The 13,292-nt window shown below is 70.2% G+C and carries 12 protein-coding genes and 1 tRNA gene; 11 read left to right on the forward strand and 2 right to left on the reverse strand.

The features are described from left to right. Positions 1-82 precede the first annotated feature (82 nt). From AB0C15_RS16220 to AB0C15_RS16230, 3 genes are all read left to right on the forward strand, one after another. Positions 83-1,888 carry an ABC-F family ATP-binding cassette domain-containing protein gene (locus tag AB0C15_RS16220; RefSeq protein ID WP_357352531.1) on the forward strand — a complete coding sequence of 602 codons (1,806 nt, stop codon included), beginning with the start codon at positions 83-85 and terminating at the stop codon, positions 1,886-1,888. A 99-nt stretch (positions 1,889-1,987) separates the two neighbouring features. Next, positions 1,988-2,443, forward strand: coding sequence for a DUF4383 domain-containing protein (locus AB0C15_RS16225; protein WP_357352533.1), 456 nt, complete (start codon positions 1,988-1,990; stop codon positions 2,441-2,443). A 215-nt stretch (positions 2,444-2,658) separates the two neighbouring features. Beyond that, positions 2,659-3,135 (forward strand): DUF4383 domain-containing protein, encoded by a 477-nt coding sequence (locus tag AB0C15_RS16230; RefSeq protein ID WP_357352535.1) that lies wholly within the window; start codon positions 2,659-2,661, stop codon positions 3,133-3,135. 5 nt (positions 3,136-3,140) lie between these two features. Here AB0C15_RS16230 and AB0C15_RS16235 read toward each other — a convergent pair whose 3' ends face one another. Both AB0C15_RS16235 and AB0C15_RS16240 read right to left on the reverse strand, forming a co-directional pair. Next, positions 3,141-3,839, reverse strand: a complete 699-nt coding sequence (locus tag AB0C15_RS16235; protein WP_357352537.1) for a TetR/AcrR family transcriptional regulator — start codon at positions 3,837-3,839, stop codon at positions 3,141-3,143. A 223-nt stretch (positions 3,840-4,062) separates the two neighbouring features. Continuing rightward, a complete protein-coding gene (locus AB0C15_RS16240) occupies positions 4,063-5,028 on the reverse strand; it encodes an acyl-CoA desaturase (protein WP_357352539.1) in 966 nt (321 codons plus the stop codon). Between the two features lie 311 nt (positions 5,029-5,339). On the opposite strand from AB0C15_RS16240, the gene AB0C15_RS16245 reads away from it, so the two are divergent. From AB0C15_RS16245 to AB0C15_RS16280, 8 genes are all read left to right on the forward strand, one after another. Continuing rightward, a tRNA-Gln gene (locus AB0C15_RS16245) sits at positions 5,340-5,411 on the forward strand. Between the two features lie 110 nt (positions 5,412-5,521). After that, positions 5,522-7,054, forward strand: coding sequence for a bifunctional UDP-N-acetylglucosamine diphosphorylase/glucosamine-1-phosphate N-acetyltransferase GlmU (glmU, locus tag AB0C15_RS16250; RefSeq protein WP_357352541.1), 1,533 nt, complete (start codon positions 5,522-5,524; stop codon positions 7,052-7,054). A gap of 58 nt (positions 7,055-7,112) precedes the next feature. Further along, positions 7,113-8,093: a ribose-phosphate diphosphokinase gene (locus AB0C15_RS16255; protein WP_139584190.1), complete on the forward strand. Its 981-nt coding sequence runs from the start codon at positions 7,113-7,115 to the stop codon at positions 8,091-8,093. 332 nt (positions 8,094-8,425) lie between these two features. Next, positions 8,426-9,124 (forward strand): 50S ribosomal protein L25/general stress protein Ctc, encoded by a 699-nt coding sequence (locus AB0C15_RS16260; RefSeq protein ID WP_357352544.1) that lies wholly within the window; start codon positions 8,426-8,428, stop codon positions 9,122-9,124. A 95-nt stretch (positions 9,125-9,219) separates the two neighbouring features. Beyond that, positions 9,220-9,810: an aminoacyl-tRNA hydrolase gene (pth, locus tag AB0C15_RS16265; protein ID WP_357352546.1), complete on the forward strand. Its 591-nt coding sequence runs from the start codon at positions 9,220-9,222 to the stop codon at positions 9,808-9,810. Between the two features lie 134 nt (positions 9,811-9,944). Next, positions 9,945-10,775, forward strand: a complete 831-nt coding sequence (locus AB0C15_RS16270; RefSeq protein WP_357352548.1) for an inositol monophosphatase family protein — start codon at positions 9,945-9,947, stop codon at positions 10,773-10,775. Positions 10,776-10,850: 75 nt separating this feature from the next. Continuing rightward, positions 10,851-11,762, forward strand: a complete 912-nt coding sequence (gene cysD / locus AB0C15_RS16275; RefSeq protein WP_357352550.1) for a sulfate adenylyltransferase subunit CysD — start codon at positions 10,851-10,853, stop codon at positions 11,760-11,762. Beyond that, the gene (locus tag AB0C15_RS16280; protein ID WP_357352552.1) at positions 11,762-13,084 is read left to right on the forward strand and encodes a GTP-binding protein; all 1,323 of its coding nucleotides are present in this window, start codon (positions 11,762-11,764) and stop codon (positions 13,082-13,084) included. The genes cysD and AB0C15_RS16280 overlap by 1 nt, the downstream gene beginning before the upstream one ends. Positions 13,085-13,292: the final 208 nt, after the last annotated feature.

Below are 13,292 nucleotides of genomic sequence, written 5' to 3' on the forward strand. Positions count from 1 at the left end.
CGTCCAGGGTGTCCGCGTACCCTTGGTGCAGGCGTCCAGGTGCCCGCCGGCACCGGGGCGCCTTGATCATGAAGGGTGGATCGTGGCGAACATCGTCAATCTGGACCGGGTGTCCAAGGGGTACGGCGCTGCCGGGCGGCTGCTCACGGACGTCTCCCTCGGCTTGGACGACTCCGACCGGATCGGCGTGGTCGGCCTCAACGGCGCCGGCAAGTCCACCCTGCTGCGGCTGCTCACCAAGCAGGAGGAGCCCGACGACGGCCGGGTGACCCACCGTCGTGACCTGCGCGCGCTCTGGCTGCCGCAGCAACTCACCCTCGCCCCCGAGGCCACCGTCCGGGACGTGGTGCTCGGCACCGCCTGGCTCGACGAGGGCATGGGCGCGGAGCACGAGTGGGCCGGCGACGCCGGGGTCCGGGCCATCCTCGACGGCCTCGGCATGCCGCACCTCGGCCTCGACCAGCCGGTCGGTCCGATGTCCGGTGGCGAACGCCGTCGGGTGGCGCTCGCCGCGCTGCTCGTCCGCGACGCCGACCTGCTCATCCTCGACGAGCCCACCAACCACCTGGATGTCGGCGGCGTCGACTGGTTGGCCCGGCATCTGGTCGGGCGCAAGGGCGCCCTGGTCGTGGTCACCCACGACAGGTGGTTCCTGGACGCGGTCTGCACCACCACCTGGGAGGTCGCCGACCAGACCGTCCGCGCCTACGAGGGCGGCTTCGCCGCCTGGACCCTCGCCCGCGCCGAGCGCGAACGGGTCGCCGCCGCCACCGAGGCCCGCCGGCAGAACCTGCTCCGCAAGGAGATCGCCTGGCTGCGCCGTGGCCCGCCGGCCCGGACGTCCAAGCCGCAGTTCCGCATCGACGCCGCGAACGCGTTGATCGCCGACGTGCCGCCGGCCCGCGACACCATGTCGTTGCAGCGGATGGCGGTTTCCCGCCTCGGCAAGCAGGTGTACGAGCTGGAGAACGTCGAGCTGCACGCCGGCCCGAAGGAGATCCTGCGCGACACCTCCTGGCTCGTCGGCCCCGGCGACCGGATCGCCATCCTCGGTGCCAACGGTGCCGGCAAGACCACGCTGCTGCGGATGCTCGCCGGCATCACCCGCCCCGACGGTGGCCGCCTCGGCACCGGTTCCACCGTCCGGCCCGCGTTCCTCTCCCAGGAGCTGTCCGAGCTGCCCGGGCAGCTGCGCGTGCTCGAAGCCGTCGAGGAGGTCGCCCGCCGGGTCCAGCTCGGCGACCGGGAGGTCTCCGCGTCCCAGCTCGCCGAGGTGTTCGGCTTCGACGACCGCCGGCTCTGGACCCCGGTGAGCGACCTCTCCGGTGGGGAGCGCCGCCGGTTGCAGATGCTGCGACTGCTGGCCGGCGAGCCCAACGTGCTGCTCTTCGACGAGCCCACAAACGACCTGGACACGGACACCCTCGCCTCGCTGGAGGACCTGCTCGACTCGTGGCCCGGCACGATCATCGTGGCCAGCCACGACCGCTACCTGATCGAGCGGGTCACCGACTCGGCGTACGGGATGTTCGGCGACGGCCGGTTGGTGCACCTGCCGGGCGGGGTGGACGAGTACCTCGCGCGGACCGCCGAGCGGGCCGGTTCCGCTCGGGCGGGCGTGGCCTCGACCTCCGTGTCCGCGGCTCCCTCGGGCAGTGGCATGTCCGCCGCAGAGGTTCGTCAGGCCCGCAAGGAGCTGACCCGGCTGGAGCGGCAACTGGGCAAGCTCGACCAGCGCGAGGCCACGCTGCTCGACCAGCTCGCGGCGGACGCCACCGACTACGCCAAGGTCGCCGAGTTGGACACCCAGCTCAAGGATCTGCGGGCCGAGCGGGAGCGGATCGAGGAGAGCTGGATGACCCTCGCCGAGGACCTGCCGGAGACCTGACCGACCGGGCGCGCCGGCCCGGGCCCCGTGTGCGGCGTCACACCACCACATGCGAGACAATCGTCGGGACACCTACCCCACGGCGTTGGAGACACAGACATGGCCCACACCCCCGTCAACCACCCCGCGCGGCCGATCTACCGGGCGATCGGCGGGCTCACCGGTCTGTACCTGGTCGTCTTCGGTGTGCTCGGCATCATCGCGAGCACCGGCAACGAGATCCTCGCCCAGGACGACACCCGGGTCCTCGGCCAGGGCACCAACCTCGGCTTCTCGCTGCTCAGCGTGCTGCTCGGGGTGGTCGTGCTGGTCGGCACCGCGCTCGGCCGCAACATCGACGTGGTGGTCAACCAGTGGCTGGCGTACAGCCTCATGGTGGTCAGCCTGGCCGGCCTGGCGTTCATCCGGACCGACGCCAACATCTTCAACTTCACCATCACCACCGTGGTCGTGGTGATGACGGCTGCCCTGGTGCTGCTCATGGTCGGCATGTACGGCAAGGTCGGCTCGGAGGACGAGGCGGAGGCGTTCCAGAAGGCTCGCCTGGTTCTCTGATCGTTGGTCGCGGCTTGCTGGTTGCGGCCGTGGGTTTTCGCCGGAGCCCGATCTGCTCCGGGCGGTCAGGCTTGATCCCTGCGCAGCTCGGGCTCCGGCGAAAACCTGACCTGGTCCAGCCTTCGGCGGACCCGGTCGGCTTTGTTGTTCTTCGGACAGTTGGCTCTGCCTCGGGTGACAATTCCCCTGAAACGGTCTATTCAGGGGGTCTGGGCATGCCGCACTTTCCGGTGAACCATCCGGCACGGCCGCTCTACCGGGTCCTCTCCGGGCTGGTCGGCGTCTACATCCTGGTCTTCGGCGTGTGGGGCGTGGCCGAGACGATCGGTGATCCGCTCTTCGCCCGCAACAGCACCTGGGCCCTCGGGCTCCGGACCAACCTGGCCTTCTCGCTCGCCTCGGTGATCTTCGGGATCGTCCTGATCATCGGGGCCTCGCGGAGGACCAACCTCGGCCACTACATGAACCTCACGGCCGGCGTGGTGTTCCTGGTGACGAGCATCCTGATGATGTCGGTGCTGCAGACCGAGGCGAACTTCCTCAACTTCTCGATGTCGACGGTGATCGTGTCGATGCTGTTCGGCCTGATCCTGCTCGGCACCGGCCTGTACGACAAGGTCGGCCCGCCCGAGTCCGCCGAGGCCGAGCTGGAGAACCGCAAGCACCCGGTGGCCGACGTGCACCGCAGCTGATCGGGTCAGTGCCGCCGCGCGGTGATCAGCGTCGGCTTCGCCTCCAGGTGTGACAGCCCGTTCCAGGCCAGGTTGACGAGGTGCGCCGCGACCGTCTCCTTGCGTGGCTTACGCACCTCCAGCCACCAGCGACCGGTCAGCGCCACCATGCCCACGAGCGCCTGCGAGTACAGCTCGGCGAGCTTCGGGTCGTACCCCCGGCTCTTGTACTCGGCGCCCAGGATGTGCTCGACCTGGTGTGCCACGTCGTTCATCACGCTGCTGAAGTTGGCCGTGCCGGACATCAGCGGTGACTCCCGGACCAGCACCCGGAAACCGCTTGTCTCCTCCTCGATGTAACCGAGCAGGGCCAGCGCCGCCTGTTCGAGCAGCTCGCGCGGGTGCCCGGCGGTCAGCGCCGTGGTGATCCGATCCAACAGGGCCCGGACCTCCCGGTCCACCACCACCGCGTAGAGCCCTTCCTTGCCGCCGAAGTGCTCGTACACCACCGGCTTGGAGACCTTGGCGCGGGCCGCCACCTCCTCGATGGAGGTGGCGTCGAAACCGCGTTCGGCGAAGAGCTGCCGGCCGGTGGCGATCAACTGCTCCCGTCGCTGGGCCGCCGACATGCGGACCCGGGAGGCCGGTTTGGCTTTCGGTGCCGCCGTCGGCGTCGCCCGTCGGCCGCCGACAGCCGCCACCGAATCGTCGCTGACCTCAGGCATGTCGCCGCCTTGCTGGCGCTCGGTGACGCCCTGCCGTGGAATGGTGCCTCCGCTGTGCCCGTTCACGTCGTCGCCTCACTGTCGGGCGGTCGGACCGCCCTGACGCGCCGTTCGACCGTACCCGGATCGGGCTCGGCCCCCGTTCGCCGAGCCGCCCGGTCCCCCCGCATGGCTCGGTCATCCGGCCATCCTGCCAGGCGACATCCCCGTGCACCGCCCGGTTTCAGCGTGGTGCGACGGGCTTCACGAGCTTCGCGGCCAGGCGCTCCGGCTTTGGCCAGCGCACCTGCGTCGCCGCGCCGACCTTCTCGAACACCCAGATCACCCGGGCGGAGATGTCCACCTGACCGCGCAACACACCGTGCCGGGCGCTGGTCGGGTCGGCGTGGTGCAGGTTGTGCCAGCTCTCGCCGAACGACAGGATCGCCAGCGGCCAGAAGTTGGACGCGCGGTCGCCCTGGCGCATCGCGAACGGACGCTCGCCGTAGACGTGGCACACCGAGTTGATCGCCCAGGTGACGTGGTGCAGGAGGCCGATCCGGACCAGCCCGGCCCAGAAGAACGCGGTCAGCGCGCCCTGCCAGGACCAGGTCACCAGGCCGCCGATCAGCGCCGGGCCGAGCAGCGAGACGGCCACCAGCGCGGGGAAGAGCCGGTCGACCCGGCTGATGTCCCGGTCCGCGATGAGGTCCGGTGCGAAACGCTCGCGGTTGGACAGTTCGCGGCGGAACAGCCAGCCCACGTGGGCGTGGAACAGGCCCCGGGTCAACGCCCAGAAGCTGGTGCCGAAGCGCCACGGCGAGTGTGGGTCACCCTCCAGGTCGGAGAAGGCGTGGTGGCGTCGGTGGTCGGCCACCCACTGGATGATCTCGCCCTGCACCGCGAGCGAGCCCGCGACCGCCAGGGTCACCCGTAGCCACCGCTTGGCCTTGAACGAGCCGTGCGTGAAGTAACGGTGGAAGCCGACGGTGATGCCGAGGCCGGAGACGACGTACCAGACCAGGCCGATGATCACGTCGGTCCAGCCGAGCCAGCCGCCCCAGGCCATCGGCACGGCGACCAGCAGGGCGACGAAGGGGATCACCACGAATGCCCAGAGGGCGGCCAGGATGCCGGGGGACTGGCTGCCGTCGGTCAGGGGTTTGGGGCCGGGCGCGGTGGTGTTCGAATCGAGCAGAGCAGTAGACACGGGACCTCGCAGGGGGATGGTGACGATCACTAAGTTACGCCTACGTCACCGTAACTTACGGCACCGTAGATCGCACGGGGAAGTTTGGAATCGCCTTCGCGTCACCACTCAAAGCCGCAGCTCAACCGCTCGTGAGGCGGGTCCGGGGTCGGGTCCGGAGAGAGGCGCTGGATCGATGGCCGGTCACCCCCGGGCGGCCGACGGCGTCGACCGCGGGCAATGCGGCGGGATGAGCGCTGGCGTCCGGCGGTCGGGGCGCTAAGGTGTAGCGGCGGGATCTTCATCCCGCTGCGACGTGCTCGCGTCGCTGATCGGCCGTGGTGTAATTGGCAACACCCGGGTCTTTGGTACCCGTATTTCAGGTTCGAACCCTGGCGGCCGAGCTGCCCATCTACGTCCGTTTTCGGGCGCGGTGGGGGTAAGAGGGGACCGTGCCGGGCCTCGCGGCTAGCATGACCGCGAGAGTGTCCGCCGTCCCGACGGGAGCCACGTCGTGCCCCAGCCCCACCTCCGTACCGTCGTCGTACTCGCCGCCGGTGAGGGCAAGCGGATGAAGTCGACACTGCCCAAGGTGCTGCACCCCCTGCTCGGCCGGACCCTCCTCGGTCACGTGCTGAGCGCCGCCGCCCCGCTGGGCGCGGACCGCACCGTCGTCGTGGTGGGGCACGGCGCCGACCAGGTCCGGACGCACCTGTCCGAGGTCGCCCCGGACGCGACGCCGGTGCTCCAGGCCGAGCAGCTCGGCACCGGGCACGCCGTACGGATCGCGCTGGACGCCGTGCCTGACGGTGCCGGCACCGTCGTGGTGATCAACGGGGACGTGCCGCTGCTGCGACCCGAGACGGTGGGCGCGCTGGTGACCGCGCACGAGGAGGCCGTCGCGGCGGCCACCGTGCTGGCCGCCGAGGTGCCCGACCCGACCGGCCTCGGCCGGATCGTCCGCGACGCCGACGGCCACCTGGAGCAGATCGTCGAGGAACGCGACGCCGACCCGACGCAGCGCGCGATCCGGGAGATCAACGCCGGCATCTACGCGTTCGACGCGGTGCGGCTGCGCGAGGCGCTCGGCAAGCTCTCCACCGACAACGACCAGGGCGAGGAGTACCTGACCGACGTCTTCGGCCTGCTCCGCGCGGCCGGCGAGCCGGTGGCGGTGCACGTCGCCGTGGACCACGTCGAGACGCTTGGCTGCAACGACCGGGTGGAGCTGGCGACGCTGCGCCGGCTGCTGCGCGACCGGGTCAACGAGGCGTGGATGCGCACCGGGGTGAGCCTGCTCGACCCCGCAACCACCTGGATCGACGTGACGGTCGCGCTGGACCGGGACGCGGTGGTCGACCAGAACACCCAGTTGCGCGGCGCCACCGTGGTCGGCGCGGGCGCGCTGATCGGGCCGGACGTCACCCTGATCGACACGATCGTCGGCCCCGCCGCGTCGGTGCTCCGCAGCCACGCGGTCGGTGCCGAGGTGGGCGCGGGTGCGACCGTCGGGCCGTACGCCTACCTGCGAGCGGCCGCCCGGTTGGCCGACAAGGCCAAGGTCGGCACGTTCGTCGAGGTGAAGAACTCGCAGATCGGCGCCGGGTCGAAGGTGCCGCACCTGACCTACGTCGGCGACGCGACGATCGGCGAGCAGACCAACATCGGTGCCGCGTCGGTCTTCGTGAACTACGACGGGGTCAACAAGCACCGCACCGTCATCGGCAGCCACGCACGGACCGGCGCGGACAACATGTTCGTGGCGCCGGTCCAGGTGGGCGACGGGGCGTACACGGCGGCCGGTTCGGTGATCGTCGACGACGTGCCGGCAGGTGCGATGGGTGTGGCCCGGGCCCGCCAGCGCAACATCGAGGGTTGGGTGGTGAAGCGGCGCGCCGGCACGGCTGCGGCGGAGGCGGCGCAGCGGGCCCGCGACGCGGAGGGTGCGTCGGGGGCGGCCGGTGCCGCAAGCGACAGTGAGGCAATGCACGGGGTGGCCGAGACGGTGGGCGGCGCATCCGGCCCGGGAGATACTGCAACCGAATAGTCCCCGACCCACCACCACCGGGTCGGGTACCGCCGACAAAACGGGAGCAGACGGGCCCATGGGCAGCATCGTCGCCGAAAACCGCAAAAGCCTGATGCTCTTTTCCGGACGTGGCTTTCCGGAGTTGGCCAAGGAGATCGGCGAGGTGCTCGGCGTCGCGCCGACCCCGGCCGACGCGTACGAGTTCGCCAACGGCGAGATCTTCGTACGGTTCAAGGACTCGGTACGTGGATCGGACGCCTTCGTGGTGCAGTCCGTCACGCACGGGGTGAACACCTGGGTCATGGAGACCCTGATCATGGTGGACGCGCTGAAGCGGGGGTCGGCCAAGCGGATCACCGTGGTGCTGCCGTTCTACCCGTACGCCCGCCAGGACAAGAAGCACCGCGGCCGGGAGCCGATCTCGGCCCGCCTGGTGGCGGACCTGCTGAAGACCGCCGGCGCGAACCGCATCCTCACCGTCGACCTGCACACCGCGCAGATCCAGGGCTTCTTCGACGGCCCGGTGGACCACCTCTTCGCGATGGACATCCTGGCCGAGTACGTCGAGCACAGGTACGCCGGCCGGCCGATGACCGTGGTGGCACCGGATTCGGGCCGGGTGCGGGTGGCCGAGCGGTGGACCGACCGGCTGGGTGGCTGCCCGCTGGCGTTCATCCACAAGACCCGCGACCCGATGAAGCCGAACCAGGTAGTGGCGAACCGGGTGGTCGGTGAGGTGGAGGGCCGGGTCTGCCTGATCGTCGACGACATGATCGACACCGGGGGCACGATCGCCAAGGCCGCCGACATCCTCAAGGAGTCGGGCGCGGCGGAGATCGTCGTCGCGTCCACCCACGCGCTGCTGTCCGACCCGGCCATCGAGCGGCTGAAGAACAGCTCGATCAGCGAGATCGTGGTGACGAACACCCTGCCGCTCCCGCCGGAGAAGCAGCTGGACAAGCTCACCGTGTTGTCGATCGCGCCGCTGCTGGCGCGGGCGATCCGGGAGGTCTTCGACGACGGCTCGGTGACCACCCTCTTCGGTGGCCTGAGCTGAGCCCGAGCCCCGTTCCCGCCACGTCACACCTGGCGGGAACGGGGCTGGCACAGGTGCGGAGACGCGGCCGGCGCACTGGTGGGGAACTCACCGCCGCGCCGGTCCCGAGCCGTGATCGGGGACTGCCGGAAACCTTGGAAACCGCTCGGGTAGACTGGTGCGGTTGCCACGGCGAGGGTGCCCGGCGGGCCGCTGAAAAGCGCCGCACGGAGGCACCGTCATCGACGCGGTGCTCCGGGCAGTCGTTCATGACGCATGAGCCCCAGCGAGCCCCTCGCCCCAGCACCGTTAGACGACAAGCCGCCGCAGCGAAAAGCATCAGGAGTTTCCCCGTGTCCGAGGTAAAGATCAGCGCCGAGCCCCGTACCGAGTTCGGCAAGGGTGGTGCCCGCCGTACCCGCCGGGCCGGCAAGGTGCCCGCCGTGCTTTACGGCCACGGCGAGAAGCCCAAGCACATCGCGCTGCCGTCGCGGGAGTTCGCCGCCGCGATCCGCAAGGGCGGTGCCAACCAGCTCTTCGCGATCGACATCACCGACGGCACCCAGGTGCTGGCGCTGCCGAAGGCGATCCAGCGTGACCCGATCCGCGACACCTTCGAGCACGTCGACCTGATCCTGGTTCGCCGCGGCGAGAAGGTCACCGTCGAGGTCCCGGTCCAGCTGACCGGCGAGGCCGCCCGGGACACCCTGATCGTGCACGACCACGACACCCTCTCGGTGACCGCCGACGCCACCAAGGTGCCGGACCACCTCGAGGCGTCGATCGAGGGCCTGGAGGCGGGCACCCTGGTGACCGCCGGCGACGTCCAGCTGCCGGCCGGCGTCGAGCTGGCCGCCGACTCGGAGCTGACCGTCGCGTCGGTGACCGCCGCCCCGACCGCCGAGCAGCTCGAGGCGACGCTGCCCGAGATCGAGGTCGCCACCGACGAGGCCGAGGCCGAGACCGGCGAGGCCACCGAGGGCTCCGAGGGTGCGGACGCTGCTCCGGCCGCCGAGGGCGACGAGACGACCGAGGCGCGCACCGAGGCCTGATCGGTTCGTACTGTGCGACAGGCGTCCCCGGATGATCGGGGGCGCCTGTCTGCATATCAGGAGTCGGCTGCGTTTGGCGTCGGAAGGGGCGGGTCGTGACGGACGAGGCGGGGCCGTGGCTGGTGGTCGGCCTGGGCAACCCGGGTCGGGAGTACGCCGGGAACCGGCACAACGTCGGGTTCATGGTGGCCGAGCTGCTGGCCGGGCGGGTGGGTGCGCGTTTCGGCCGGCACAAGCGGGCGGTCGCCGAGGTGGCCGAGGCGCGGCTGGGGTTCGGCGGGCCGAAGCTGGTGCTGGTCAAGCCACTGACGTACATGAACCTGTCCGGCGGGCCGGTCGCGGCGCTGGCGCAGTTCTACAAGGTGCCGACGGCGCAGGTGATCGCGGTGCACGACGAGCTGGACATCGGCTTCGGCCAGGTACGGGTCAAGTTCGGCGGCGGCGAGGGCGGGCACAACGGTCTGCGTTCGATGTCGAAGTCGCTGGGCACGAAGGACTACTCCCGGGTGCGGTTCGGTGTCGGCCGACCGCCGGGGCGGCAGGATCCGGCTGACTACGTACTGTCGGATTTTGGCTCTGCCGAGCGCAAGGAGCTGGACTTCCTGGTGGACCGGGCCGCCGACGTGGTGGAGTCGGTGATCGTGAAGGGCGTCGAGCCGACGCAGAACCTCTATCACGGCAGTTGAGACTGCGGGCGGGGCGTACCGGATCGGAAACGCCGGGCCGGTAGTCTGCGCCTTTCGGCGTACCGCGACCGGCGACGCGGGTCGCGGCCGATCGGCCCGTGCGGGCAGCGCGGCGAGGCGACGGGAGCGGGCAGATGAGCAGTCCTCCGATGATCGATGGCGCGTTCGCCCGATGGTTGGCGTCCCGAGCCGGGCAGGCGCTGCTCGACCTGCGCACCGAGATGGGTTTCGCCGATGCCGGCGCGCTGAAGTCGGCCGGCGACAAGGTGTCACACGACCTGATCCGCACGGAGTTGGCGAAGTGGCGTCCGGGTGACGCGGTGCTCTCCGAGGAGGACGAGGGGTCGCGGTTGGCCTGGGCCGCGGAGGTCAACACCGGGGCGGTGTCCCGGCTGAACGCGGACCGGGTGTGGATCATCGACCCGCTGGACGGCACCCGGGAGTTCTCCGAGGAGGGCCGCTCGGACTGGGCCGTGCACGTGGCGCTCTGGGCGCGCAACGCGCCGAGCCCGCACGGGCTGGTCGCCGGGGCGGTGGGGTTGCCGGCGCAGCACCGGGTGCTGGGCACGGACTACCCGCCGGCGTACCCACCGATGACCGTGGAGGCGGCGACGGCCGGCGAGCGGAAGATCCGCCTGGCCGCGAGTCGGAGCCGGCCGCCGGTCTTCCTGACCGACCTGGCCGAGGACGTCGGCGCGCACCTGGTGCCGATGGGTTCGGCCGGAGCGAAAATCGCCGCCGTGGTCACCGGCGAGGTGGACGCGTACATCCACGCAGGTGGGCAGTACGAGTGGGATTCGGCGGCCCCGGTCGCTGTGGCGACGGCCACCGGACTGCACGCTTCCCGGATCGACGGTTCTGCGCTGAAATACAACGAGGCGGATCCGCGCCTGCCCGACCTACTGGTCTGTCGCAAGGATCTCGCCACTCGGTTGCTTGCAGCGTTGCAGAAGCATTCCGGGTAGCCTGAGCCAACTTTCTTGACATGCCCGACCGGAAAGGTCTGGAAATCGGATGAGCGAGCGAATCGAGCCGGTGTCATGACCACCCCCGCGGCGTACCAGGTCTCCCACCTGGACGCCCTGGAAGCGGAGAGCATCTTCGTGATGCGCGAGGTGGTCGCCGAGATGGAACGCCCGGTGCTGCTCTTCTCCGGTGGCAAGGACTCGATCGTCATGCTGCGGCTCGCGCAGAAGGCGTTCGCCCCGGCAAACATCCCCTTCCCGGTGATGCACGTCGACACCGGGCACAACTTCCCCGAGGTCCTCGAATACCGCGACCAACGGGTCGCCGAGCTGGGGTTGCAACTCGTGGTGGCGAGCGTGCCGGAGGCCCTGGCCAGCGGCATGGTCCGGGAGTCCGGCGACGGCATGCGCAACCGGATCCAGACGCCGGTGCTGCTGGACGCGGTGGAGAAGCACCGCTTCGACGCGCTGTTCGGTGGCGCCCGCCGGGACGAGGAGAAGGCCCGGGCCAAGGAGCGGGTGTTCAGCTTCCGCGACGAGTTCGGTCAGTGGGACCCGAAGAACCAGCGGCCCGAGCTGTGGTCGCTGTACAACGGCCGGCACCACGCCGGCGAGTCGATCCGGGTCTTCCCGCTCTCCAACTGGACCGAACTGGACGTCTGGCACTACATCGCCCGGGAACGCATCCCACTCCCGTCGATCTACTACGCGCACGAGCGTGAGGTCATCGAACGGGACGGCATGTTCTACGCCGTCAACGAGTTCTTCCGCCCCCGCGCGGGCGAGGAGCGGTTCAAGGCACAGGTGCGCTACCGCACCGTCGGCGACGCCTCCTGCACCGCCGCGGTCCGCTCCGACGCGGACACCGTGGAGAAGGTCATCGAGGAGGTCGCGGCCACCCGGATCACCGAGCGCGGCGCCACCCGTGGTGACGACCGGGTCAGTGAGGCCGCAATGGAGGACCGCAAGCGGGAGGGCTACTTCTGATGAGCACCGAGATCGTGGCGTCCGCGGACGCGCCGCCCGTTGCCGGGGCCGGGCCGGAGGCCCGACCGATGGACCTGCTCCGGTTCGCCACCGCCGGCAGCGTGGACGACGGTAAGTCGACCCTGATCGGGCGGCTGCTCTACGACACCAAGTCGCTCTTCACCGACCAGCTGGCCGCCGTGGAGGCGGTCAGCGCGGCCCGCGGTGACGAGTACACCAACCTGGCGTTGCTCACCGACGGTCTGCGTGCCGAGCGCGAGCAGGGCATCACCATCGACGTGGCGTACCGCTACTTCGCCACCCCCCGGCGCAAGTTCATCATCGCCGACACCCCCGGGCACATCCAGTACACCCGCAACATGGTCACCGGGGCGTCGACCGCCGACCTGGCGTTGATCCTGGTGGACGCGCGCAAGGGCCTGGTCGAGCAGTCCCGCCGGCACGCGTTCCTGTGCTCCCTGCTGCGGGTGCCGCACCTGGTCCTCTGTGTCAACAAGATGGACCTGGTCGACTGGTCGCAGGAGGTCTACGAGCGGATCGCCGACGAGTTCACCGCGTTCGCCGCGAAACTCGACGTACCGGACCTGACCGTGGTGCCGATCTCCGCGTTGCGCGGCGACAACATCGTCGCCCGGTCGGAAAACATGCCCTGGTACGAAGGCCCGTCGCTGCTGCACCACCTGGAGCGGGTGCACATCGCCAGCGACCGCAACCTGGTCGACGTCCGGTTCCCGGTGCAGTACGTGATCCGCCCGCAGTCCACCACGGTCACCGACTACCGCGGTTACGCCGGTCAGGTCGCCTCCGGCGTGCTCAAGCCGGGCGACGAGGTGATGGTGCTGCCCTCCGGCTTCACCAGCCGGATCGCCGCCGTGGAGACGGCCGACGGGCCGGTCCCGGAGGCGTTCCCCCCGATGTCGGTGACGGTACGACTCGCCGACGAGATCGACATCTCCCGGGGTGACCTGATCTGCCGGCCGAACAACGCACCGACGGTCGCCCAGGACATCGAGGCGATGGTCTGCTGGATGGACGAGACGGCACCCCTGCGGGTCGGCGCCAAGTACGCCATCAAGCACACCACCCGGTCGGCACGGGCCATCGTCCGAGGGTTGCACTACCGGCTGGACATCAACTCGTTGCACCGCGACGAGTCGGCCGACGAGCTGCGGCTCAACGAGATCGGTCGGGTGCGACTGCGCACCACGGTGCCGTTGCTTGCCGACGAGTACCGCCGCAACCGCACCACCGGCGGCTTCGTCATCATCGACGAGGCGACGAACCGCACGGTAGGCGCCGCCATGATCGTCGAAGCCGGCTAGCCAACCCGCCCACCAGTACCCACCCCACCGGCCGCGGCCCCCGCCCGCGCCGACCGGATCGCGCACGATCCAGGAAGTAGTGGCCTCCCCAACGCGGGAGGCCACTACTTCCATGGGGTAGTTCCATCCTGAGTTGGCTGGTCGGGGGGTCTTGACGGTGTGGGGGTGGTGGGTGGGGGTGCAGGTCGTTGCGGGGGTGATCTTTGGG

Origin of the sequence: Micromonospora sp. NPDC048835, assembly GCF_040649995.1 — a bacterium.
Taxonomy (GTDB): Bacteria; Actinomycetota; Actinomycetes; order Mycobacteriales; family Micromonosporaceae; genus Micromonospora.